Origin of the sequence: Janthinobacterium kumbetense, from assembly GCF_023703445.1 — a bacterium.
Lineage (GTDB): Bacteria > Pseudomonadota > Gammaproteobacteria > Burkholderiales > Burkholderiaceae_D > Janthinobacterium > Janthinobacterium kumbetense.
The window spans coordinates 407,152-431,497 of the sequence record NZ_JAMQGR010000003.1 but is presented as its reverse complement, the minus strand read 5'-3'; the positions used below and the strand labels follow the sequence as shown (position 1 = coordinate 431,497).

22 protein-coding genes are annotated in these 24,346 nt (G+C 63.4%); 12 read left to right on the top strand and 10 right to left on the bottom strand.

Going from position 1 to position 24,346, the window contains the following annotated elements; translation table 11 throughout:
• Positions 1-52 precede the first annotated feature (52 nt).
• A complete protein-coding gene (locus tag NCG91_RS12870; RefSeq protein ID WP_251349965.1) occupies positions 53-856 on the top strand; it encodes a DODA-type extradiol aromatic ring-opening family dioxygenase in 804 nt (267 codons plus the stop codon).
• Positions 857-925: 69 nt separating this feature from the next.
• On the opposite strand, the gene ylqF is transcribed toward NCG91_RS12870, so the two are convergent.
• Positions 926-1,846, bottom strand: coding sequence for a ribosome biogenesis GTPase YlqF (ylqF, locus tag NCG91_RS12865; protein WP_071324898.1), 921 nt, complete (start codon positions 1,844-1,846; stop codon positions 926-928).
• A gap of 227 nt (positions 1,847-2,073) precedes the next feature.
• Here ylqF and NCG91_RS12860 point away from each other — a divergent pair, with 227 nt between their 5' ends.
• Positions 2,074-2,871 (top strand): hypothetical protein, encoded by a 798-nt coding sequence (locus tag NCG91_RS12860; RefSeq protein WP_251349964.1) that lies wholly within the window; start codon positions 2,074-2,076, stop codon positions 2,869-2,871.
• Positions 2,872-3,040: 169 nt separating this feature from the next.
• Complete coding sequence (locus tag NCG91_RS12855; RefSeq protein WP_251349963.1) at positions 3,041-3,427, top strand: hypothetical protein; 387 nt, start codon at positions 3,041-3,043, stop codon at positions 3,425-3,427.
• 14 nt (positions 3,428-3,441) lie between these two features.
• Here NCG91_RS12855 and NCG91_RS12850 read toward each other — a convergent pair whose 3' ends face one another.
• Positions 3,442-4,368 carry a histone deacetylase family protein gene (locus NCG91_RS12850; RefSeq protein ID WP_251349962.1) on the bottom strand — a complete coding sequence of 309 codons (927 nt, stop codon included), beginning with the start codon at positions 4,366-4,368 and terminating at the stop codon, positions 3,442-3,444.
• 244 nt (positions 4,369-4,612) lie between these two features.
• On the opposite strand from NCG91_RS12850, the gene NCG91_RS12845 reads away from it, so the two are divergent.
• The 5 genes from NCG91_RS12845 (at position 4,613) to NCG91_RS12825 (ending at position 10,483) form a co-directional block, all read left to right on the top strand.
• The gene (locus tag NCG91_RS12845; protein WP_251349961.1) at positions 4,613-5,521 is read left to right on the top strand and encodes an AAA family ATPase; all 909 of its coding nucleotides are present in this window, start codon (positions 4,613-4,615) and stop codon (positions 5,519-5,521) included.
• Between the two features lie 5 nt (positions 5,522-5,526).
• The gene (locus tag NCG91_RS12840) at positions 5,527-6,525 is read left to right on the top strand and encodes a DUF58 domain-containing protein (RefSeq protein WP_251349960.1); all 999 of its coding nucleotides are present in this window, start codon (positions 5,527-5,529) and stop codon (positions 6,523-6,525) included.
• Positions 6,522-8,543 (top strand): transglutaminase TgpA family protein, encoded by a 2,022-nt coding sequence (locus NCG91_RS12835; RefSeq protein WP_251349959.1) that lies wholly within the window; start codon positions 6,522-6,524, stop codon positions 8,541-8,543. The genes NCG91_RS12840 and NCG91_RS12835 overlap by 4 nt, the downstream gene beginning before the upstream one ends.
• The gene (gene mltB, locus NCG91_RS12830; protein WP_435526483.1) at positions 8,534-9,712 is read left to right on the top strand and encodes a lytic murein transglycosylase B; all 1,179 of its coding nucleotides are present in this window, start codon (positions 8,534-8,536) and stop codon (positions 9,710-9,712) included. Before NCG91_RS12835 ends, mltB begins: the two co-directional genes overlap by 10 nt.
• Positions 9,713-10,150: 438 nt before the next feature.
• The gene (locus tag NCG91_RS12825; protein WP_034751784.1) at positions 10,151-10,483 is read left to right on the top strand and encodes a hypothetical protein; all 333 of its coding nucleotides are present in this window, start codon (positions 10,151-10,153) and stop codon (positions 10,481-10,483) included.
• 100 nt (positions 10,484-10,583) lie between these two features.
• On the opposite strand, the gene cysM is transcribed toward NCG91_RS12825, so the two are convergent.
• Positions 10,584-11,486 (bottom strand): cysteine synthase CysM, encoded by a 903-nt coding sequence (gene cysM, locus NCG91_RS12820; RefSeq protein WP_035825682.1) that lies wholly within the window; start codon positions 11,484-11,486, stop codon positions 10,584-10,586.
• A 252-nt stretch (positions 11,487-11,738) separates the two neighbouring features.
• Here cysM and NCG91_RS12815 point away from each other — a divergent pair, with 252 nt between their 5' ends.
• The 4 genes from NCG91_RS12815 (at position 11,739) to NCG91_RS12800 (ending at position 17,111) form a co-directional block, all read left to right on the top strand.
• Positions 11,739-13,508 (top strand): FAD-dependent oxidoreductase, encoded by a 1,770-nt coding sequence (locus tag NCG91_RS12815; protein WP_251349957.1) that lies wholly within the window; start codon positions 11,739-11,741, stop codon positions 13,506-13,508.
• Positions 13,509-13,633: 125 nt separating this feature from the next.
• On the top strand, positions 13,634-15,199 hold the full coding sequence (locus NCG91_RS12810) for a phospholipase D family protein (protein ID WP_251349956.1): 1,566 nt from the start codon (positions 13,634-13,636) through the stop codon (positions 15,197-15,199).
• Positions 15,200-15,429: 230 nt separating this feature from the next.
• On the top strand, positions 15,430-16,188 hold the full coding sequence (locus NCG91_RS12805; protein ID WP_251349955.1) for a PEPxxWA-CTERM sorting domain-containing protein: 759 nt from the start codon (positions 15,430-15,432) through the stop codon (positions 16,186-16,188).
• 77 nt (positions 16,189-16,265) lie between these two features.
• On the top strand, positions 16,266-17,111 hold the full coding sequence (locus NCG91_RS12800; RefSeq protein ID WP_251349954.1) for a sterol desaturase family protein: 846 nt from the start codon (positions 16,266-16,268) through the stop codon (positions 17,109-17,111).
• Positions 17,112-17,197: 86 nt separating this feature from the next.
• Here NCG91_RS12800 and NCG91_RS12795 read toward each other — a convergent pair whose 3' ends face one another.
• The 7 genes from NCG91_RS12795 to rpsA all read right to left on the bottom strand — a co-directional run bounded on the left by NCG91_RS12795 (position 17,198) and on the right by rpsA (position 24,301).
• Complete coding sequence (locus tag NCG91_RS12795; RefSeq protein WP_251349953.1) at positions 17,198-17,908, bottom strand: ComEA family DNA-binding protein; 711 nt, start codon at positions 17,906-17,908, stop codon at positions 17,198-17,200.
• Between the two features lie 164 nt (positions 17,909-18,072).
• Positions 18,073-19,026, bottom strand: a complete 954-nt coding sequence (gene rfaE1, locus NCG91_RS12790) for a D-glycero-beta-D-manno-heptose-7-phosphate kinase (RefSeq protein ID WP_251349952.1) — start codon at positions 19,024-19,026, stop codon at positions 18,073-18,075.
• A complete protein-coding gene (locus NCG91_RS12785; protein ID WP_099665144.1) occupies positions 19,023-20,390 on the bottom strand; it encodes a UDP-glucose dehydrogenase family protein in 1,368 nt (455 codons plus the stop codon). Before NCG91_RS12785 ends, rfaE1 begins: the two co-directional genes overlap by 4 nt.
• A 102-nt stretch (positions 20,391-20,492) precedes the next feature.
• Complete coding sequence (gene lapB, locus NCG91_RS12780; RefSeq protein ID WP_077400762.1) at positions 20,493-21,668, bottom strand: lipopolysaccharide assembly protein LapB; 1,176 nt, start codon at positions 21,666-21,668, stop codon at positions 20,493-20,495.
• 46 nt (positions 21,669-21,714) lie between these two features.
• The gene (locus NCG91_RS12775) at positions 21,715-22,017 is read right to left on the bottom strand and encodes a LapA family protein (RefSeq protein ID WP_077400759.1); all 303 of its coding nucleotides are present in this window, start codon (positions 22,015-22,017) and stop codon (positions 21,715-21,717) included.
• A gap of 248 nt (positions 22,018-22,265) precedes the next feature.
• Positions 22,266-22,571, bottom strand: a complete 306-nt coding sequence (locus NCG91_RS12770; RefSeq protein WP_008446215.1) for an integration host factor subunit beta — start codon at positions 22,569-22,571, stop codon at positions 22,266-22,268.
• A gap of 17 nt (positions 22,572-22,588) precedes the next feature.
• Positions 22,589-24,301 carry a 30S ribosomal protein S1 gene (rpsA, locus tag NCG91_RS12765; protein ID WP_071650172.1) on the bottom strand — a complete coding sequence of 571 codons (1,713 nt, stop codon included), beginning with the start codon at positions 24,299-24,301 and terminating at the stop codon, positions 22,589-22,591.
• Between the last annotated feature and the right edge of the window lie 45 nt (positions 24,302-24,346).

The following is a 24,346-nucleotide window of genomic DNA, read 5'->3' as shown; positions in this document are numbered from 1 at the left end:
CCGCGCATGACTATCATCATTCCATCATCAGCCATTCCCACCAGGAGCCGCCATGCAAGAGCACACCTTCCCCACCTATTTCCTGTCGCACGGCGGCGGCCCGTGGCCGTTCATGAAAGACCAGTTCGGCGGCCGCTACGACGTGCTGGAAGCGTCGCTGCAGGCTATCCCGCGCCAGGTCGGCGCGCGTCCCAAGGCCGTGCTGGTCGTCACGGCGCACTGGGAAGGGCCGCAATTCCTCGTTTCGGCCAGCCCCCGTCCGGGCATGATCTACGATTATTCTGGCTTTCCGCCGCATACGTACCAGATCCAGTACCCGGCGCCGGGCGCGCCGGAACTGGCGGCGCAAGTCAAACAATTGCTCGACGCTGCCGGCCATCCGGCGCGCCTGGATCACGAGCGGGGTTTCGACCACGGCACCTTCAGCGCCCTGTTCCCCATCTACCCGCAGGCGGACATGCCGCTGGTGCAACTGTCGCTGAAACACGGCTACGACCCGCTCACGCACGTCGAAGTGGGCCGCGCGCTGGCCAGCCTGCGCCGCCAGGGCGTGCTGATACTCGGCAGCGGCCTCAGTTATCACAACCTGCGCCAGTTCGGCCAGGCGGGCGCCGTCGCTTCGCACCAGTTCGACGCGTGGCTGCGCCAGGCCATGGCCCTGCCGCCGGCGCAAAGGCTGAAACAATTGCTGGCCTGGGACCAGGCGCCGGGCGCGCGCCAGGCCCATCCCCAGGAAGACCATCTGCTGCCGCTGATGGTGGCGCTGGGCGCGGCCGAGCGGGAAGCGGCGCACGTCGTGTACCACGAGGAGGATTTCTTTGGCGCGCTGGCGGTGACCAGCTTCAAATTCGGCTAATCGGCCAGCGCATGCAAAAAGCGCCGCGACATTGCTGTCGCGGCGCTTTTTGCATGGTGAAGCGGTAACTTACGTGCCGCGCTTGCCGCGCGCCGCATTCCTGGCCTTCTCGGCGGCGATTTCCGCCGCCTTGGCCGCTTTTTCCGCCATCTCTGCCGCGTGCTGGGCCAGCAGGGCCGCGCGCGTGTCCGGCGTTTCCAGCGAAATGCGTCCCAGGATGCCGCTGCGGTAGTCGAGCAGCAGGGTATGCGAGGCTTTCTCGAAATCGTAGTCGCCGCCCTTGATGCGGAAGCCGCGCTTGGCGGCGATGCCCTCGACCACGCCGATGGCGTCGACTTCATCGACCTTGGTGCCGTAGCGGGCCGCCAGCAAGTCCGGATAGCGCTTGAGCAATTCCTCGGCCAGGAACACGGCCACTTCCTCTTCGATCAGCGCGTTCGAGCCGATGGCGTGGCTGGCCGCCAGCATCAGGCCGTCGCTGGGGATGGCGATCTTCGGCCACAGCATGCCGGGCGTGTCGACCAAAATCGTGTTCTTGTCCAGGTACAACTTTTGCTGCATCTTGGTGACGGCCGGCTCGTCGCCCACCTTGGCCACGCGCTTTTTCAGCAACGCATTCATCAGGGTCGACTTGCCCACGTTGGGGATGCCCATGATCATGATGCGCAGCGGCTTCGTCGGCACGCCACGGTGCGGCGCCAGCGATTTCGCCAGTTCCGGAATGCGCGCCACGTCGCCCGGCTTCTTGGTCGTCATCGCATACGCGGTCACGCCTTCCTGGGCGTTGAAATAGGCCACCCAAGCGGCGGTGGCGGCAGGATCGGCCAGGTCGGTCTTGTTGAGGATTTTCAGGCAAGGGCGCTGGCGGAACAGGCGCAGCTCGTCCACCATGGGATTGCAGCTGGCTGCCGGCAGGCGCGCGTCCACCACTTCAATCACCAGATCGGTGTTTTCCATGGTCTCGGCCGCTTTCTTGCGGGCCGCGTTCATGTGTCCTGGGTACCATTGTATCGCCATGCTCTTGCTTTCAAAATCGTTCGGTCAATCCGCTATTTTACGTGGTTGCCGCCACGACGTCCCATTTTCCGCCGCCAACACCAGCCGTGCGACACGAACGAGACAATTGGTGATAATTTGGCAGTTACATGAATGATAAGATTCGCAGTCCGTCCATCCTGGACGGTTTCCCATCGCAAGCTTAACCTGGCACGCAATCCATGCACTTTCCCCGCTTTTGCCTCCTCGCCTCCCTTTATGCCAGCCTGCTGCCCGCCATGGCCCAGGAACAAGCGGCGGCGCCGGGCGACGCGGCAAGCCAGGAAATGCAGCAGATTGTCGACGTGCAAAGCACGCGCGATCCCGACCTGCGCCCCTACCGCACCATGCTCAAGGGACTCGATGCGTATGCCGACCACCAGCGCCTGGCGCCGGGCGCGCCGCTGCGCTTCATGCTGATTCCCGTCACGCCGCAGGCCAGGCTCGACGGCGTGACACTGCACCTGTCGGCCGACAACCTGTCGATCCCCGTGCCGCTGGCGGCGGACGGCGGCTTTACCTTGTCGCGCGACAAGACCGCCTACGATGCGAATGCCGACCTGGTCAGCAACAAGAAGCGCGACACCTTGCGCTGGCGCGCCGACATCCACACGCCGGGCCTGCCCCAGAACGTGCGCCGCCTGGGCGACTTGCGCCTGGAATGCGAAATCCGCTGGGCCGTCGAGCAGGATGAGTTGTCCTTTGTCCGGCGCAACCTGTTCCGCCTGGCAGGCGGGCCATGCCACTCGTCGCTGATCCACGTGCCGTTTCCCGTGGTGCACAAGCTGCTTGCCGTGCAGGCGCGCTCGGGCGAGCGCACGCTGGACATCCGCGTCACGCAAGACCGGCAACGTTTCGTGCCGCCGCTGCATGACCTGAACTGGGACGACAATACCCTGCTGACCCTGACCTACGCCGACGACGGGAAAATGGCGGGAGCCGCCCCGGCAGCGCCCTCGCAGGCAGCGCAGCGCCAGTAAAGCGCCGCCCGCGCAGCCAGGTCAAATATTTCCACATGGATTCTTATATTTACTGAAAGAAATAAAGAAGTATGTTCTAATATCGCCTCTTAAATGAAAAGCAATTATTTTCCAGGCTGGCTAGCGCCGGGTGCAGGGAGATAGGCGATAGGGATGGCTCGATATGGTGATGGAACACACTGGCAAGGCGCCAGCGGCACACGTGGAATGCGAACGTGGCAGCGCGCGCCCGGCCAAGACGGCGGCCAAGCGCGTGCCGCGCAATGGCAGCCTGTTGCAGTGGAAGAAGGAATGCCGGCAATTGCAGGGGCAAGTGGCGCAGCTGGAAGAGCGCCTGAAGCGCCAGAGCGCCGACAGCTATGGCTTGCAAGTGCTGTATGACCAATTGGTCAATGAAATCAAGCACCACCGCGACATGTTACAGCTCGACAGTTTTGACGCGGATAAATCATCGCTCGTCTACACGCAAGCCTGGCGCCGCTTCATGGCTGGCGACGCGCTCGACTACCAGACGCACCGCCACACGAATTCCCGCAGCCGCCCCAGCCTGCTGTAGTTCAAGCTCACTCCTTACAGCTCCGCCAGCGCCTTCACGTGCGCGGCCACGCTGCGGCCCAGCGACGACAGGTTGTAGCCCCCTTCGAGGCAGCTGACGATGCGGCCCTTGCCATACTGATGGGCCACGGCCATCATTTGCTGCGTCATCCACGTGTAGTCGGCCTCCACCAGGCCCATGCCGCCCACGTCGTCTTCGCGGTGGGCGTCGAAACCGGCGGAAATGAAAATCATCTGCGGCTGCTGCCGGTGCAGCGCGGGCAGCCAGTGATCGAGCACCAGCTGGCGCACGGCGTCGCCTTTCGAGCGGGCCGGCACGGGCACATTGACGCGCGTGTCCGTGTACGATTCCACGTCGCTGTACGGATAGAACGGGTGCTGGAAAAAGCTGACCATCAGGATGCGCGGATCGTGCGCCACGGACTCGGCCGTGCCATTGCCATGATGTACGTCAAAGTCGACGATGGCGACCCGTTCGAGTCCGCGCACGTCGAGCGCATGCTTGGCGGCGATGGCGACGTTATTGAACAGGCAAAAGCCCATGGGCTCGCTGGGCCGCGCATGGTGGCCGGGCGGGCGGATCGCGCAAAAGGCGTTGCTGATCTCGCCGTCGATGACGGCGTCCGTGGCTGCCACGGCCGAGCCAGCGGCGGCCAGCGCCGCATCGTAACTGTGCGCATTGAGCAGGGTGTCGCCGTCGAGCGGGTAATAGTCGCCCGCGGGCGGCACGTTGTCGCGCACGAGGCCGATGGCCGTGGCGCTGTGGTTGCGCTCGATATCGGACAATTGCGCGCGCACGCCGTCGCGGTGCTCGACCAGGTCGCTGATGTGCGCCAGGATCAATTGATCGTTGATGGCCTGCAAGCGGGCCGGCGATTCGGGATGCCAGTCGCCCATTTCGTGGCGCTGGCAATCGGGATGGGTATAAATGGCTGTGCTCATGCGCTGTACTGGTTACCTCTGTCTCTGCTCTCTATCCATACCGGGAACGCATGCCGGAATCACTGCAGAGCATTCCTGCCTGCCTGGCCCGTTCTCGCATAAAATCACTGGCTGGTCTGTGCCGCCCTTGCCGCCTTTGCTGTCACGCTAATCTACCACGAGCGCGCAGGCGGCGGGCGGCGCGGTTTGACCTGGCCAAAGCGATTGTAAATTAAATAATCCGTCTCACTGTGATAGAAATAGCATGTTTTCGAAAATACACCAGGCCGCACAGCAGATCGGCGAAGTTCTCGTCGGCAAACAGTTACAGATCCGCCAGACCCTCGCCTGCGTGCTGGCCGGCGGCCACCTGCTGATCGAGGACGTGCCCGGCGTGGGCAAGACGACCCTGGCGCATGCGCTGGCCATCTCGCTGGGCCTGCAATGGAAGCGCCAGCAATTCACCAGCGACCTGCTGCCCGCCGACGTGGCCGGCATGAGCGTGTATGACCGGGGCAGTGGCAGTTTCATCTTTCATCCAGGCCCCCTGTTTACCCAGGTGCTGCTGGCCGACGAGATCAACCGCGCCACGCCAAAGACGCAATCGGGCTTGCTGGAAGCGATGGAAGAGCGGCAAGTGACGCTCGATGGCGTCACGCGCGCGCTGCCGCAGCCGTTTTTCGTCATCGCCACGCAAAACTGCGCGCACCAGCTGGGCACCTTCCCGCTGCCCGAATCGCAGCTGGACCGTTTTCTCATGTGCGTCACCCTGGGCTACCCCGATGCGGCCGCCGAACGGGAACTGCTGCTGGGCGCAGACCGCCGCGCCATGCTGCAAACCTTGCCAGCCGTCATGAACGCGGAAGAATTGCTGCAGGCGCAAGCAGGCCTGCGCGCCATCCACGCCTCACCTGCCGTCGTCGACTATGTGCTGTCCCTCGTGCATGCCACCCGCGTGCCGGGCGTGTTTGCCGATGGCCTGAGCCCGCGCGCCGCGCTGGCCTTGCTGCAGGCGGCGCGCGCCTGGGCCGCCCTGGCCGGACGCGACCACGTCACGCCCGACGATGTGCAAGCCGTACTCATTCCCGTCTGCGCCCACCGCCTGCACGCCGCGCAAGGGGTCACGGACAGCCGCATGCTGCTGCAGCAATTGCTGCTGGCGACACCCGTCTGACAGCCGTGCGCCTGCGCACCATCCGCTGGCTGCCGGCGCGCCCCTGGCTGGGCGCGCAGCGCGTGCACATCCGTCCCTCGCGCGCGGGGCTGGCGTTTGCCGCGCTGCTGCTGGCGCTGTGGATCGCGGCCGTCAACTACCGCCTGGGCCTGGGCTACGCGCTGACCTGTTTCGCGGCCGCCTGCGCCATCGCCGACATGCTGTTTGCCAGCCGTAACCTGGCGGGCCTGGCGTTGGCCGCCACCCCGGGCAATCCCGTGTTCGCGGGCAGCCAGGCCACGTTCACCTTGCGCCTGATCAACCGCAGCACGCGCCCGCGCCATGCGATCCACCTGGCCATGCGCGATTCGGCGGCGGCACCCGGCCCGGTCGACATCGCCGCCCACGGGGAAACGGCCGTCACCATCGTCGTTGCGGCGCGGCAACGTGGATGGGTGATTGCCCCGCCGGTGCGCCTGTCCGGCAGTTTCCCGCTGGGCCTGTTTATCGCCTGGTGCCATTGGCAGCCCGAGGCGCGCGTGCTTGTGTATCCTCAGCCAGAGCACAACGCACCGCCGCTGCCCTTGCCGGCCGGCACGGTACAGCAGACACGGCAACAAGCACGGCCACGCATGTCCGATGGCGCCCTGGAACTGACAGTGGAACTGGCGGGCGTGCGCGCCTACCAAGCGGGCGACCCGCTGCGGCGCCTGGCCTGGCGCCAGATCGCCCGCCATGACGGCGAGCATTTATTCAGCAAGCAATTCCAGCCAGCCGCCGACGCGCCAACGGGAGCCGCCCCTGACAGCATCGTGCTCGAGCACGCCGCCCTGCACGCGCTGGCGCCGGAAGCGCGATTGTCGCGCCTGGCCGCCTGGGTGCTGCAGGCGGAACGCACGGGCCTGCCATACGGCTTGCTCCTGGGCACGCTGACCGTGGCGCCGGCCCTGGGCGCCAGCCAGCGCGACGCCTGCCTGCGCGCGCTGGCCCTGCACGATTTGCCACAGGACGAGGCCATGCCATGAGGCAATGGCTAGCCAACTTGCCGCGCGACAAGGCCGACATCCTGCTGCTGTTGCTGGCCGCCGCCATGGTGCTGGCGCCGCACGCGCTGCACCTGCCTGTGTGGCTGTCGGCCGCCGCCGCCGCGCCCCTGCTGTGGCGCGCCTTCATCACCGTGCGGGGCCGGCGCCAGCCGCGGCTGGCCGTGCTCGCGCCGCTGGCCTTGCTCGGCATCGCCGCCGTCTATGTCAGCTACGGCACCGTGCTGGGACGCGATGCGGGCGTGGCCATGCTGGCCTTGCTGCTGGCCTTGAAATCGCTGGAAATGCATGGCCGGCGCGACATCTTCGTCTTAGTCTTCCTCAGTTTTTTCCTCCTGTTGGCGAACTTCTTTCATGCGCAAGGCATCGTCAGCGCCGCCTGGATGCTGGCCACCGTCATCGTCCTGCTGGCCGGCCTGCTGTCGTCCCAGTATGGCGCCGTGCAACCGCGCCTGGCGCACAGGCTGGGCTTGCTGGGGCGCATGCTGGCGCTGGCCATCCCCCTGTCGGCCGTGATGTTTCTTGCCGTGCCACGCGTCGACGGCCCCCTGTGGGGCGCGGCACCAGAAGGCACGCAGGCGCGCACGGGCTTGTCCGACAGCATGCGGCCGGGCGCCATCGCTTCGCTGGCCCTGTCAAGCGAACCCGTCTTCACAGCCCGTTTCAGCACCCCGCTCCCGCCGCAAGACCAGCTGTATTGGCGCGGCGTGGTGCTGGGCGACTTCGACGGCGCAACCTGGACGCGCAGGGGCGCTGGCCAGCGCACGCCTGCCGCCGACAGCCGGATAGACATCGCCCTGGAAGGCCAGCCCAGCCAGTACGAAGTGACGTTGCAAGCGAGCGGCCAGCGGCGCATCTTCGCGCTCGACGTGCCGCGCAGCATCGAACGCTTGCCCGGCAATCCGTACGTCGTGTCGTCCGCGCTGGAAGTGCTGACCATACAGCCCATTACTTCGACCGTACGTTACCGCGTCAGTTCCCAGCCCCGCTACCGCTTGCAGGCCAGCCTGACTTTTGCCCAACAGCAGCCCTGGCTGGCATTGCCTGCCGGCAGCAATCCGCGCAGCGTGGCCTGGGCCCGCGCATTGCGCGGCCATGGCGCGCAGGCGCTGGCGCCCGCCGACGCCATGGCCGCCGTGCTCGAGCACTTCCGCCGCGCACCCTTCCGCTACACCCTGCAGCCGCCGCTGCTGGGCAAGCATGGCGTCGACGACTTCCTGTTTGTCACGCAAGCGGGCTTTTGCGAACATTACGCGGGCAGCTTTGTCGTGCTGATGCGCGCCATGGGCATTCCCGCGCGCGTCGTCACCGGTTACCAGGGTGGCCTGCATGGTGCGGCAGACAACAGCCTGAGCGTGCGCCAGTCCGACGCCCATGCGTGGAGCGAAGTGTGGCTGGCGGGCCGGGGCTGGGTGCGCGTCGATCCCACCAGCGCCGTCGCGCCCCTGCGCACGGAGCGCAACCTCGATGCCGCCCTGCCGCCGGCCCCGTCGCCGCTGACGGCATGGCGCGCCTTGGCCGGCCTCGACGGCGGCGCGCACGGAGCGCTGGCCGCGTGGCGCCAGCAATGGCAGCAAGCCGAGCAAGCCTGGAGCAGCTGGGTGCTCGACACCACGCCGCAACGCCGGCGCGCCATGCTCGATGGCTTGAAAAACGTGCCTGCAAAAAAGCTGGCAGTCGCTTGCGCCTTGCTGGCCCTGCTGTCCGCCTTGGCCGGCGCACTGGTCTGGTGGCGGCAGGCGCGGCAAGGCGATCCGCTCGACGCCCTGTACGCGCAGTTTTGCCACCGGCAGGCGCGGCGCGGCTACAGCCGTGCGCCGCATGAAGGCCCGCACGGTTATGCTGCCCGGTTGGCCGCAGGCAAGGCCACGCCCGAAGCGCACGCCGCCATCGCACAGTTTCTGGCAATCTATGCCGCGATGAAGTATGGTAATGCCAACCCAGACGAACAACTCCGCGCGCGGCGCAGCTTGCGCCGCCTGTTAACCCAATGCCGATGAGACGCTCCTTGTTACCGATCAAAACCTCCGCCCTGTCCCTGCTCCTCTCCCTTCCCCTGTGCCTGTCCACCGCGCACGCAGGCGAAAACAGCAATATTTCCGACGCCGACCGCGCCCGTGCCGTGCGCGCGGCCAAGGCCCAGCCCGTCAAGAAGGTTGCCGGCAAGCCGGCGGCGAAGAAAGTACCGGCGAAATTCGACTTCGAAGGTGAATTTGTCGACTATGCCAACTGGAAAGAAGTACGCGCCTTCCTCGACGACATGTCCGCCAAGCATGGCTTTAACCGCGCCGAACTCGATACCCTGATCGGCAAGGTGCGCTATGTCGAATCGACCGTGCAACTGATGAAGCCGGCCCCGCCGGGCAAGCCGAAGAACTGGCAAGCGTACAGCGCCCGCTTCATCGAGCCGGTGCGCATCAATGCGGGCGTGAAATTCTGGGAAGAAAATGCGGAAGCGCTGGCGCGCGCCGAACGCGAATATGGCGTGCCGGCCGAAATCATCGTCGGCATCATCGGCGTGGAAACGGTGTACGGACGCAACACGGGCCGCTTCCGCGTGCTCGACGCGCTGACCACCCTGGCGTTTTCCTATCCGGAAAGCCCGACCCGCGCCGCGCGCATGGAGTTTTTCAAGGGGGAACTGGAAAACGCGCTGCTGTATGCGCGCAAGGATGGCATCGATCCCTTGACCCTGCTCGGCTCGTATGCGGGCGCCATCGGCTTGCCCCAGTTCATGCCTAGCAGCATCATGAAATATGCGGTGGACTTCGATGGCGATAGTCACATCGACCTGCGCAATTCCACGGCCGACGCCATCGGCAGCGTCGCGCATTTCCTCGTCGAACACGGCTGGCGGCGCGACGATCCGGCCATCAGCACCTATCCCGTCACCGTTTCGGCCAGCCGCGCCTGGGAAAAGTTCATCGGCCAGGGCTTGCAAGCCAAGTACCGGCTGGCGGAATTGCAGGAGGCCGGCGTGAGCGCCGCCCCGTCCACGCCGCAGAACATGTTGTTCGGCCTGATCGATCTGCAAAATGGTTCAGAAGCAACTGAGTATCACTTGGCAACCAATAACTTCTTTGCTATAACTCAGTACAACAGAAGTTATTTTTATGCCATGTCAGTGATCGACTTGGGCAAGGCTATCAGTCAAGTGCGCGCACGCTAACTGAAAGTCGGTGTAAAGTTATAATATTACTTGTAAGAAAGCGTAAGGGATGTTGAAGCGACCAGAAAACAAGTCTATGGTAGGGCCGATAACATGTGCCAGCCTTGCTCGCCAGCCTTTGTGCGGCACGGAATACGGAAATGGTTTTATACTTAACTTTTGTCAAAGTACAATTTTTGTTCTATCATAGAGCATAATAAAGAATAAATAGGTGTTGCAACAAGACAACACCTATTTTGTACAAAGCAAGATTACTGGGCTTTCCGGCCTGAAATTGAATCCTGTTGTACAATTGTGTATATATTATGAAAAACTGTATCCCGGATCGTACCGTGTGTGAATTCGTTCCTTTTAGTAAAGAATGAACATGAACGCAGCAAGAGCGAGCTCCGAGTGTTTTTTACTTTGCAGTGCAACTACAGAAGGAACAATAACATCATGACAAACCAAGTCGGCATTGATATGAACAGCGATTCGGACTCCGACGATCTGCTTCAATACAACCCAAACAGATTGCTCGATACCCTGATCGAAAACCTGCGCCTGAAAAACGACGCAGCCCTGTCCCGCGCGCTGGAAGTAGCGCCGCCAGTCATCAGCAAAATCCGCCACCACCGCCTGCCGGTCGGCGCATCGCTGCTGATCCGCATGCACGAAGTCAGCGACCTGAGCATCCGCGACCTGCGTTACCTGATGGGTGACCGCCGCAACAAATTCCGCATCAGCGACAAGCAATTCAAGCCAAAAGAAGGCGAAACGCCACAAGGCTGATCCTGCCAGTTGCGCAGGTTTTCCCTCCCCGCCATGGGGAGGGGGTATTTCCAGCAGTTCTCAGGCCGTTCTGGCCGATATTATTTTCCCGTATCAACTATCAAGCAGGAAACACGCCGGTCGACAGATAGCGGTCGCCACGGTCGCAGACGACGAACACGATCGTCGCGTTTTCCACCGTTTGCGAGATGCGCAGCGCGATTTCGCACGCGCCGGCAGCCGAGATGCCGCAGAACAAGCCCTCTTCCGCCGCCAGGCTGCGCGCCATGCGTTCGGCCACGCCCTGGCTCACGTATTCCACCTGGTCCACGCGCGACTTGTCATAGATTTTCGGCAAGTACGCTTCCGGCCACTTGCGGATGCCGGGAATCTGCGAACCTTCCTCGGGCTGGGCGCCGATGATCTGGATGGCGGGATTCTGCTCCTTCAAATAGCGCGACACGCCCATGATGGTGCCCGTCGTGCCCATGGCGCTGACGAAATGCGTGACTTGGCCATTGGTATCGCGCCAGATTTCCGGCCCCGTGCTTTCATAGTGGGCGCGCGAATTGTCTTCGTTGGCGAACTGGTCGAGGATCACGCCACGGCCATCCTTCTGCATCTGCTCGGCCAGGTCGCGCGCATATTCCATGCCGCCCGTCTTCGGCGTCAACAGGATGTCGGCGCCGTAGGCGGCCATGCTCTGGCGGCGCTCCACGCTCAGGTTATCCGGCATCAGGAGCAGCATCTTGTAGCCGCGCAAGGCGGCGGCCATGGCCAGCGCGATGCCCGTATTGCCGCTGGTCGCCTCGATCAGGGTATCGCCCGGCTTGATGACGCCGCGCTCTTCAGCGCGCTTGAGCATGGACATGGCGGCGCGATCCTTCACGGAGCCGGCCGGATTATTGCCCTCCAGCTTGCCAAGGATGACGTTGTTGCGCGCAAGCGCATCGGCACCCGGCAAGCGCGTCAGCTGCACCAGCGGGGTATTGCCTATCGTATCTTCAAGTGTCTTGTAAGCCATCGTGTCTGTTTGAGTAGATTCAACAAAGACCCATTCTAATATGAGATGCTGGGTGGCGTATCGCTCATCGGCGCCTGCATCCGGGCCTGCGCGCGCGTCCGGCTGCGCCGCCGCATGCCGCACGGCGCCTGCCGCGCTGCCGTTTCCGGGCGTGTACAAGGGCGATTGCGGCAGGCGCGCGCCGCATGCGCTAGACTCGCCACTGTTAGTTATTTTTGTTATTTGCTTATTCAGCCTCCGAACGGACTCGCCATGGCCAGCAACACACCCGAATTCATTCCCGAAACGACGCAGGACGATCCCGTCCAGTTTGCCACGCTCGACTTGCAGGGCCGCAGCCACCAGATCTCGCCCGTCTTCACTGCACCAGAACTGCAGCGCTTGCAGCGCTATGGCACGCGGCGGCGTTTTGCCGATGGCGATACGCTGTTCGAGGCGGGCAGCAGCAGCTTCGGCATGCTGGTGATATTGTCCGGGCGGGTCAGCATCAAGCGTCACGAAGTGCTGGGGCAGGCGTCGCAGCTGCGCGAAGTGGGCGTCGGCCATTTCATTGCCGAAGTGGCGCAATTGTCCGGCCGCCCCACCCTCGTCAACGGCAGCGCCGTGGGCGCCGTGGAATTGCTCGACATCAGCTCGGAATCCTTGCGCGCGCTGATCGTGGCCGAGGCGGAGATGGGTGAACGCATCGTGCGCGCCCTGATCCTGCGCCGCGTGGCGCTGATCGAATCGAATTCGGGCGGCCCCGTGCTGGTGGGGCCGCGCGGCAACGGCAATCTGTTCCACCTGCAAAGTTTTCTGTCTAGCAATGGCCATCCGCACACGGTGCTCGATCCGGCCACGGATGCGGCCGCCGCCGCGCTGGCCGGGCGTTACCAGCCCACGCCGCAGGAGTGGCCGCTGGTGGTCTGTCCGGACGGCAAGATCATGAAGAATCCCGGCAATGCGGAACTGGGGCGCTGTCTGGGCATGCTGCCCGATTTGTCCGGCGACAAGATTTTTGACGTGCTGGTGGTGGGCGCCGGCCCTGCCGGCCTGGCCACGGCCGTGTATGCGGCGTCCGAAGGTCTCACCGTGCTGGCGCTGGAACAGCGCGCGTACGGCGGCCAGGCGGGCGCCAGCGCGCGCATCGAAAATTATTTGGGATTTCCCACCGGCATCTCTGGCCGCGCCCTGGCGGGACGCGCCTACGTGCAGGCGCAAAAATTCGGCGTCGAAATCGCCACGCCGGCCAGCGCCGCCAACTTGCTGTGCGACACCTGGCCCCTGCGCGTCAACCTGTGCGACGGCACGCAGGTGCGGGCCCGCACGGTGGTGCTGTCGTGCGGCGCGCGCTATCGCCGCCCCTCGCTGGCCAACCTGAAAACGTATGAGGGACGGGGCGTGTATTACTGGGCTTCGCCCATCGAAGCCAAGCTGTGCCGGCAGGAAGAGATCATCCTGGTCGGCGGCGGCAATTCGGCCGGCCAGGCGGCCGTATTTCTCTCCGGCCACGCCGCCAAGGTCCACATGGTGATCCGCGGCGAAGGGCTGGCGGCCAGCATGTCGAGCTATTTGATCGAGCGCATCGCCGCCACACCCAACATCACCTTGCACACGCACACGGAAATCATCGCCCTCGAAGGCGACGACGATGGATTGACGGAGGTGCGCTGGCGCAACAACCGCACGGGCGAGGAAGCCGCTTGCGCCGTGCGCCGCGTGTTTCTCTTCGTCGGCGCCGATCCGAACACGGACTGGCTGCACGACTGCGCCGTGGCCGTCGATGAACAGGGATTCATCCGCACGGGCTTCGACGTCACGCGCGCCGAATGCCGCGCGCATGGCCATGCGTCGCATTTAGCCTACCCGCCGCCGGACTTGCCGGAGCGGGCCGCCCTGGAAACGAGCGTGCCGGGCGTGTTCGCCATCGGCGACGTGCGGGCCGGTTCCACCAAGCGCGTGGCCGCCGCCGTCGGCGAAGGGGCGGCCGTGGTGTCGCAGATTCACGGCTTCCTGGCGCGGCTGCCGGCTGGCTCCGCCTGAAAATCGTGCATTGTAGAAACTGCTACAATCGGCTGTTGCCATCCAGCTGAAAGAGTCCGCATGTCCCACACCGCCAAGCTTTCCTCGCGCCGCAACATGCCCGCGGTCCGCTGACGGTGCGCCGCATGCTCGTCAAACTGTTGCTGCTGGCCACCTTGTTTACCGTGCTCAGCATCGCCGCGCTGTACAGCTACGGGCGTTTCGCCGAGCGGTCGCTGGGTGCGCCAGGAATGGCCTTGCCCGTGGCGGCGGACGCCACCCTGCTCGACCGCGTGCTGGCGCCGCAGCTGGCGCAACGCCCGGGCCACAGCGGCACGGCGCTGATCGACGACAACCTGGAAGCGTTCGCCCTGCGCGCCCTGAGCGCGCGCGACGCGGGCCGCAGCATCGACCTGCAATACTACATCTGGCATAACGACGTCACGGGACGGCTGCTCGTGCGCGAACTGCTGCGCGCGGCCGACCGTGGAGTGCGCGTGCGCGTGTTGCTCGACGATATCAACGCGCGGGGCCAGGACGCCGCCATCCTGGCGCTCGACAGCCACCCGCTGATCGACGTGCGCATCTTCAATCCGGGCCGCAACCGCGACGGCATCTGGTTGCGCGCCATGGAAATGGCCTTGCGCGCCGTCAGCCTGAACCGGCGCATGCACAACAAGGCCTGGATCGTCGACGGCAGGGTCGCCCTCGTCGGCGGGCGCAATATCGGCGATGAATACTTCGATGCCGCAGAACAAGTCAATTTCCAGGATGCGGACTTGCTGCTGGTGGGCCCCGCCGTGCAGCAGACGAGCGACATCTTCGACCGCTTCTGGAACAGCCGCGCTGTCATTCCCATCAGCGCCTTGCACGCTGGCAAGGACGCGGGCGCATCGGAGCTACAGGCCGTGCGCGCCCGCCTCGACGCGCTGACCGGAGAACTGGGCGCCTCGCCCTACCTGCGCCGGCTGACCGATGCGGGCCAGCTGCAAGCCCACCTCGATGGCCGGCTGCGCCTGCACTGGAGCACGCACGTGCAAGTATTGTCGGACCCGCCGGAAAAAGCCGCGCCCGTGGCCAGTTTGCAGCGCAGCGAGCACTGGCTCATGCACAGCTTGCTGCCCCTGCTGACGGACGCGCGCCAGGAAGCGCTGCTGACCTCGCCATACTTCGTGCCCGGCGCGGAACTGACGCAGACCCTGGGTGAAAAGGTTGCCGCCGGCGTCCAGGTCCAGGTGCTGACCAACTCGCTGGCCGCCACCGACGTGGCCCTCGTGCATGCAGGCTATGCGCGCTACCGCCAGGCGCTGCTGGGCGGCGGCATCGAGCTGTATGAATTGAAGACCCTGCACCGCAAGCGCATCAGCCTGATGGGGTCGAGCCGCGCCAGCCTGCATACCAAGGCCGTCGTGGTGGATGGCCAGCGCGGTTTCGTCGGCTCCTTCAACCTCGATCCCCGCTCGGCCCAGCTGAATACGGAGATGGGCGTGCTGTTCGACGATGCCGCCCTGGCGACCGACATGCGCGCGCTGTTCCAGCATTCGACGGCCAGCGACACCAGCTACCGCGTATTCCTCGACAACGGCGCCCTGCGCTGGTCCGACGCTACCGAGGAGCCCGCCAAAGTGTGGACGCACGATCCCGAAGCAGGCTTCTGGCGCCGCACGCTGGTGTCCGTGATGCGCTGGCTGCCGATCGAATCGCAGCTGTAGGCGTGCGCGGCATGTAAAAACTTTAATCCTGGCAAGATTACCATCTAAAAATATTTGTTGTTTTCGAGACATGTTAGATGCCATTTTGCCAAACGCTGCTATAATCGTTACAACAGGACACCACTGCTGTCCCTGAAGTACCCTTCTCGCCCCTTCCGCGATTGAATAAACGTTGGCCAAAAGCTCGCCGACAGACTGCAACACTACCCTGTCACTTTTGGAGCTTTATCATGCGTAAAACATCTACCTTGCTGGTGCTGGCTGTCGCTTCCCTGTGCGTCACCGCCGCCCAGGCCGCAACGACCAACCTGGTCAAGAATGGCGATTTCGAACTGACCAGCAACGGCACCTCGAAACAGTTGAACGAAGGCACGTACGCGCGCGCGGACCGCACCTACCTGAGCGACTGGTCCAGCAAAGGCTATAACTTCGTCTTGAACGGCAACAACATCGACGACACCAACGCCGCGACAGCGCTGGCCTTGTGGGGTCCGAATTCGTACAGCGGCCACGGCCCGCAAAACGGCCTGGGCGCCAGCCCTACGGGCGGCAACGTGCTGGCGGCCGACTGGGATTACTTTCCCGGCCCCGTCACGCAGCAAGTCAGCGGTCTGATCCCCGGCCAGGCCTACACCCTGAGCTTTTCCTACGGCGCGGCCCAGCAGGTGGGCTTCCGTGGCGATAACCTGGTCAATTACTGGGATGTGTCGCTGGGCAACAGCAAACAGCAGACCGCATCCCTGGCCAACGTCAGCCAGGGTTTCACGGGCTGGCACCAGGCCAGCATGACCTTCATGGCCACGGACAGCAGCGAATTGCTGTCGTTCATGGCCAAGGGCAGCCCGTCCGGCGCGCCGCCATTCATGCTGCTCGACGGCGTCTCGCTGGTGTCGGCCGTGCCGGAACCGTCGACCTGGGGCATGCTGATCGGCGGCCTGGGCCTTCTGGGGTTCATGGCACGCCGCCGCAAGGCTGCTGTAGCAGTCTGAGCCGCCAGCGCGCGTGACAGAATCCGGACCAGCCCAGCTTTGTCCGGATTTTTTTGCTTCTTACCTGACGGAATGAAATGAGCCTGCTACACACCCTGCAAACCCACCTGCCCGGCATCGCCATCGATGTGCTGCGCCTGAGCCTGTGGCTGGTGCTGCTGGCCGTGATCTTCGTGCCGCTCGAGCGCTTGTTTGGCGAACGCCACGCGGGACGTTCCCGCACGGAACTGTTCAGCGACCTGGGCTTTTATTTCATCAGCAGCCTGCTGCCGGCCGCCTTGCTGGCCGCGCCGCTGGCCCTGCTCGCCGTCGCCGGCCAGCACCTGCTGCCGGACGCCATCCCCGCCACCTTGTCTACCCTGCCCCTGTGGGGCAAGCTTCTGCTGGGCTTGCTGATCGGCGAAGTCGGCACTTACTGGGGGCATAGGCTCAGCCATGAAATTCCATGGCTGTGGCGCTACCATGCCGTGCACCACAGCACGGAACAGCTATATTTCCTCGCCAATACGCGCACCCATCCCGTCGACATGGTCGTCACGCGCCTGTTCGGCCTGACACCGCTGTATCTGCTGGGCCTGGCCGGCCCCGGTGCGGCAGGCAGCGCGGCACCCGTGCTCTTGCTGCTGATCGGCACCGTCTGGGGTTTCTTCATCCACGCCAACCTGCGTTGGCGCTTCGGCCCGCTGGAATGGCTGGTGGCCACGCCCGCCTTCCACCACTGGCACCACAGCAAGTTCGAGCACATCAACCGCAACTATGCGTCAACCCTGCCCGTGCTGGACCGGGTGTTCGGCACCCATCACTTGCCGCGCACATGGCCCGATGCCTGCGGCATCGAGGCGCACATGCCGAAGACGCTGGCAGGGCAACTGGCTGCGCCATTCCGGCCCACCGACAAGCGGGAAGTTCCGGCCGCGGAATAAAAAAAACCCCGCGCGGCCGGTACCACGCGGGGTTTTCTTCTCGTGCTGCGCGGCACCACCACGCAACACGCTTTACAGCAACACGCTTACTTTTTCTCGGCTTCTGCCTTCTTCGCGTCGGCAGCAGCCAGTTTGGCTTCCTTCTTCGCAGCCGCTTCCGCAGCCTTGGCTTCTTTCTTGGCCGCCGTTGCTGCTTTCTTCGCAGCAGCGGCTTCCTTCTTCGTTTCGGCAGCCGTTTTCACAGGGGCGGCATCGGCCGCTGCAGCAGCGGGAGCCGGCGCGGCAGCAGGCACTGCCTTGGCGGCGGCGGCTTCCTTCTTGGCTGCAGCGGCGGCGGCCTTGGCTTCTTTCTTGGCTGCAGCAGCTTCCTTCTTCGCTTCAGCGGCCGACTTGGCTGGTGCCGCAGCGGTGTCGGTCGCAGCAGCTGGCTTCGGTACGGCTTCTTTCGCTGCAACTTCCTTCACTGCAGCATCCTTTTTTGCCGGGGCAGCTTTCGCCGCCGGAGCGGGTGCCGCTGGCGCGCCGGACTTGGCCTGGCCATTCACTTGCAAGCCCGCTTCCGACAGTTTCACGGAACTTTTCGGGCCGATACCTTTTACGCGGCTTTCGAAATCGGCCCAATCCTTGAAGGCGCCGCCCTTGGCGCGTTCATCGACGATGGCTTTCGACGTGACGGGGCCGATGCCCTTGACGCTGTCGAGTGCCGCCTGGTCCGCCTTGTTAACATCGACCTGGGCAAAGGCAAAGCCCATCGTCGCGATCAGGGTGGCGATGGCCAGCAGTATTTTTTTGAACATGGGTATCTCTCCGTGATGTGGTTTCAAGATGACTCGAACGCAAGGGAGGAACAGCGCCTTAACGGCTTAACGGCTGTAGCGTGATACGGTTGACAAGATGGGACTGCGGAACTGCGGGAAAACCTGCGCCAGATCAAACGGTCCGGCGCAGGCGATACAACATATTACTGCGAAAACAGCTCGTCGCGGGTGACGGTGGCAGTGCCCAGCTTGCCGACGACGATGCCGCCGGCGCGGTTGGCCGTGCGCACGGCGTCGCCCAGGGCCATGCCGGCCCCCAGCATGGCTGCCATGGTGGCGATCACCGTGTCGCCGGCGCCCGAGACGTCGAACACTTCGCGCGCATCGGTCGGCATGTGCAGCACCTCATCGGCCGTGTACAAGCTCATGCCTTCTTCGGAACGGGTCAGCAGCAAGGCGTCCAGGCCCAGTTGCGCGCGCATCTGCTGCGCGCGCTCCGTGAGTTGCTCCTCCGTATTCCAGCTGCCGATCACGCGGCGCAGTTCGGACTTGTTCGGAGTGAGCACTGACGCACCTGAATAGCGGCTGAAATCATCGCCTTTCGGGTCGACCATGACGATCTTGCCGGCGGCCCGGGCCGCCTTGATCATCTCTGCCACGTTCACCAGGCTGCCCTTGGCGTAGTCGGACAGGATCACCACGTCATAATGGGGCAGCAGCGCGTTGAACTGCGCCAGCTTGTCGCGCAGCACCGTATCGCTGGGCGCATCCTCGAAGTCGATGCGCAGCATCTGCTGCTGGCGGCCGATCACGCGCAGCTTGATGATGGTGGAAATGGCTGCGTCGCGCTGCAGATAGCTGTGGATGCCGCCGCCTTCGAGCAGGCGCTCGACCTGGCTGCCGGCCTCGTCATCGCCCACCACGCCGAGCAAGCTCGTCTTCGCGCCCAGCGCGGCCGCGTTGCGCGCCACGTTGGCCGCGCCGCCCAGGCGTTCCTCGCGCTTTTCGATGCGCACGATGGGCACGGGCGCTTCCGGCGAGATGCGGCTGACGTCGCCGAACCAGTAGCGGTCCAGCATCACATCGCCCACCACCAGCAGGCGTACCTGGGCCAATGCGGCCGGCGCCGTCAAGGCGACCACCTCGTGGGCGCTCATGCGCGCGTCAGGATCGAGCGGCCGATCCCGTGGTATTCAATGCCATTCTCGGCCATGACGGCCGGCTCGAACAGGTTGCGCCCGTCAAAGACGACGGCCTGCTTCAGGCGCGCCTTGACCTGCTCGAAGTCGGGGCTGCGGAAGGCTTTCCATTCGGTCACGATGACCAGCGCATCGGCGTCCTGCAGCGCATCCTTCGGGCTGTCGGCAAAGCGTACCTTGGCCAGTTGCTCCGGCGTCAAGTCCAGTTGCAGCACGCGGCGCGCCTCGGCCATGGCGACGGGGTCGTACACGGCCACCGTGGCGCCGCGCCCCAGCAAGTCGGCCAGCAGCACGCGGGCCGACGCTTCGCGCATGTCGTCCGTATTCGGCTTGAAGGCCAGGCCCCACACCGCAAAATGCCGGCCCGTCAAGTCCTCGCCGAAGCGAGCGACCACTTTGCGGCCCAGCACCTGCTTTTGCTGGTCGTTGACGGCTTCGACGGCGCGCAGGATCAGCAATTCCTGGCCGTGGCCGCGCGCCGTGCGCTCGAGCGCCTGCACGTCTTTCGGGAAGCAGGAACCGCCGTAGCCGCAACCGGCATACAGGAAGCTGTGGCCGATGCGCGGGTCGGAACCGATGCCGTGGCGCACGGCTTCGATATCGACGCCCACCTTGTCGGCCAGGTTCGCCAGCTCATTCATGAACGAGATGCGCGTGGCCAGCATGGCGTTGGCCGCATATTTCGTGAATTCGGCCGAGCGCACGTCCATCCAGTAGGTGCGCTCGTGGTTGCGGTTGAACGGCGCGTACAGGCTTTTCAGCAATTCGCGCGCGCGTTCGCCGTCCGGCGTGGCGTCGACGCCGATGACGATGCGGTCAGGGCGCATGAAGTCTTCGACAGCCGCGCCTTCCTTGAGGAACTCCGGATTCGACGCGACGGAGAACGTGGCAGCCACGCCGCGCGCATCGAGTTCGCCCTGGATAGCGGCGCGCACTTTTTCGGCCGTGCCGACGGGCACGGTGGACTTGTCGACGATGACCTTGAAGTCCGTCATGTACTTGCCGATGCCGCGCGCGGCGGCCAGCACGTATTGCAGGTCGGCCGAGCCGTCTTCATCGGGCGGCGTGCCGACGGCGATGAATTGCATCACGCCGTGCGCGGCGGCAGCCTCGACGTCGGTGGAAAAGGTCATGCGGCCGGCGGCGCGGTTGCGCGCCACGACTTCTTCCAGGCCCGGTTCATGGATGGGGATGCCGCCGCTGTTGAGCAAGGCGACCTTCTGTACATCGAGGTCGAGGCAAAAGACGTCATTGCCCAGCTCCGCCAGGCAGGCGCCCGTCACGAGGCCCACATAGCCCGTGCCGATAATGGTGATTTTCATGGTTGTGCCGTATTTGTAATATGGGTTCTGACCTGCAAGTGCACAGCACAGGGTTCAGGGCAAGGCGCTGCAACGCAGCCATGAGCCCTGTGCTGGGCACGACTAATTCATGACGTTGAGTTCTTCCGTGCGTCGTGGCGGATAGGTTTCCCACTTGTTGCAGCCCGGGCAATGCCAATAGAACTGGCGCGCCTTGAAGCCGCAGTGGCTGCACTGGTAGCGGGCCAGCTTCTGCGTATAGCCGTGCACGAGGTTTTTCACCATCGACAGCTCCGACCAGATGGCGGCCGGCGCATCCATCATGCGCGCTTCCAGCAGTTTATCCAGGCCCAGCAGGGTCGGCGTGCGGCGCAGCTCAGCGCTGACCAGCTGTTTCGCCGCTTCCACGCCGTCGAGCTCGATGACGGCCTTGAAGACGACTTCGATCAAGTCGATCGACGACGCCTCTTCCAGGTAGGAGCGCAGCAGGTTGACGCCTTCCTGTGGACGGCCCAGCTTGGTATAACCGTCCATCAGGCGCTGCGCCACCAGGGCCACATGCGGCACGCTTTGCTGCTCCACGCGGCGCCAGGTGGTCAGCGCGCCTTCCACGTCGCCGCGCGCCAGCAGCACGTCGCCCGTCAGGATGGTGGCGCGCACGCTCTTGCGGTCCGTCTGCAAGGCTTTTTCCAGCAGCGGCATGGCTTCGTCCGGCTTCATGTGCACCAGCGCGTCATGCGCCAGTTCGCAATAGAACTGGGCGATTTCCTTCTGGCGCGCGCCGGCGCCCGATTCCTGCAAGCCCACGGCCGCTTCGATGGCGCGTGGCCACTCCTTTTCGCGCTGGTAGATTTCCAGCAGCGCGCGGCGCGCCTGGGCCGCATATTGCGTGTCGACCAGGCTGTTGAAGGTTTCTTCGGCGCGGTCCAGCAGACCCGCCTTCAGGTAATCCATGCCCAGCTCATAGGCGGCATGGCCCTGCTGCTCCAGCGGCAAGTCCGGGCGCGCCAGCAAGTTCTGGTGCACGCGGATGGCGCGCTCCGTCTCGCCGCGGCGGCGGAACAGGTTACCCAGGGCAAAGTGCATATCGGCCGATTCCGGGTCCAGCTTGACGACTTCGATGAAGGCATCGATGGCCTTGTCATGCTGTTCATTGAGCAGGAAATTCAAGCCCTTGAAGTAATTGCGCGGCAGGCTGCGCGATTCGGACACCAGTTGATGAATGTCAACACGCGCGGCAATCCAGCCCAGCGCGAAAAACACGGGGATACCCAAGAGCCACCAGAGTTCAAAATCCATGCGATTGTTTTTATTCGAGTAAGAGAGATAGGAGCGATGGCGCCGCTTACTGCGCGCTCACGCTGTCCGGTTGCGGCTGGACATTGCTGGCCACGCCAACGGTCTGCAGCGCGGCAATGGTGGTTTTTTGCTTGCTCGCTTCGCGGCGGTGACGGAACACGGTCGGCGTCAGGGCCAGTACGCCCAGGCTGGCGCCGGCGACAAAAAAGCCCAGCAGCATCAGGACCAGGGGGCCGCGAATTTCATAATTGAGGAAAACATGCAGGTCGACAACCTGCGCATTCTTCAGCGCAAAACTGAAGAACAGGACGAAGAGAACACAGCCAACGATGGTGGAGATGATTTTCATCGATACGCCCAGAAAGTACAAAAAATGCCCGTATGGCACAACCTTGGAATGCCTGACAGAAGCGTAGCGAGCGTCAGTGAGGCTCGGCGCCCCCTTTGGTCCGAGAAGCGCAACCGTACTGAAGTACGGTGAGCATCGCAGGCCGCAAAGCGCGACGCGCAGTGGCTTATGTCAGGCATTCTCAGCATATTAACAAAAAAAAGCGGCATCCAAGGACGCCGCTCTTTGTGTCGCCTTCCAGCAGACGATTAATCCTCGATGATCGGTTGTCCGACCATCGCGTCCACCCGCTCGCGCAACTGTTTGCCCGGCTTGAAGTGGGGTACCCGTTTCTCGGGAACCATCACCTTGTCGCCGGATTTCGGGTTGCGGCCGATGCGCGGGGGCCTGCTGTTCAGGGCAAAACTGCCAAAACCGCGGATCTCGATACGCTGACCGGTCGCCAGGGCGTTGGTCATCGCATCGAGAATGGTCTTGACGGCATACTCCGCATCTTTCGCCACCAGCTGAGAATAACGCTCAGCGAGGCGGTTGATCAGCTCGGACTTTGTCATCTGCCGTATCCGCAGTCTTAGTTCTTGTTATCGAACTTAGCTTTCAACAAGGCGCCCAGGCTGGTGGTGCCCGAAGCTGCGTTGTTGTCGGTAGCTGCCATCTTCTGCATGGCTTCCTGGGTTTCAACGTTGTCTTTCGCTTTGATCGACAGTTGGATACCACGGGCTTTGCGGTCGATGTTCAACACCATTGCTTCGACGGTGTCGCCGACTTTCAGGTGCGTACCAGCATCTTCAACGCGGTCGCGCGAGATTTCGGAAGCGCGCAGGTAGCCTTCAACTTCTTCGGACAGTTGGATCACGGCGCCTTTAGGCTCAACCGATTTAACGGTACCGGTTACCAGCGAGCCTTTGTCGTTCATGGCTGCGAAGTTGTTGAATGGGTCACCTTCCAGTTGCTTGACGCCCAGGGAAACGCGCTCGCGCTCAACGTCGATGGCCAGAACGATGGCTTCCAGTTCGTCACCTTTCTTGAAGCGACGCACGGCTTCTTCGCCGGTTTCGGTCCAGGACAGGTCGGACAGGTGCACCAGACCGTCGATGTTGCCGGCCAGGCCGATGAACACGCCGAAGTCGGTGATCGATTTGATCGCGCCGCGGACTTTGTCACCTTTCTTATGGGTAACACCGAAGTCGTCCCATGGGTTGGCTTTGCACTGTTTCATGCCCAGCGAAATACGACGACGCTCTTCGTCGATTTCCAGAACCATCACTTCTACTTCGTCGCCCAGTTGGACAACTTTGTTAGGAGCAACGTTTTTGTTCGTCCAGTCCATTTCGGAAACGTGTACCAGACCTTCGATACCCTGTTCCACTTCAACGAACGCGCCGTAGTCGGTCAGGTTCGTTACTTTACCGAACAGACGGGTGCTTTGTGGGTAACGACGGGACAGACCGGTCCAAGGATCGTCGCCCAGTTGTTTCACGCCCAGCGAAACACGGTTTTTCTCTTGATCGTATTTCAGGACTTTGGCGGTGATTTCCTGGCCAACCGTCAGAACTTCCGACGGGTGACGTACACGGCGCCATGCCAGGTCGGTGATGTGCAGCAGGCCATCGATACCGCCCAGATCCACGAACGCGCCGTAGTCGGTGATATTTTTGACGACGCCGGTCACGACCGTGCCTTCTTTCAGCGTTTCCATCAGTTTCTGACGCTCTTCGCCCATCGAAGCTTCGATGACGGCGCGGCGGGACAGAACCACGTTGTTACGCTTGCGATCCAGCTTGATCACTTTGAATTCGAGGGTTTTGCCTTCGAATGGGGTGGTGTCTTTGACAGGACGGGTATCAACCAGCGAGCCCGGCAGGAATGCGCGGATGCCGTTGGTCAACACGGTCAGACCGCCTTTGACTTTACCATTGACGGTACCGACGACGATTTCGCCCGATTCCATCGCTTTTTCCAGAGCCAGCCACGAAGCCAGACGCTTGGCTTTGTCGCGCGACAGGATGGTATCGCCGAAACCGTTTTCCAGCGATTCGATCGCCACGGAAACGAAGTCACCAACTTTGACTTCCAGTTCGCCGTGGTCGTTCTTGAATTCTTCGACAGGGATGAATGCTTCGGATTTGAGGCCAGCGTTCACGATCACGAAATTGTGGTCGAGGCGCACGACTTCAGCGGAAATAACTTCGCCGGAGCGCATATCTTGACGCGACAACGATTCCTCGAAGAGCGCAGCAAAACTTTCCATACCGGTAGATTCGTTAGTTGTAACAGTAGACATAGGGTTCACACAGGTTATCCAGCAGAGATCGCACGATGCGACTTA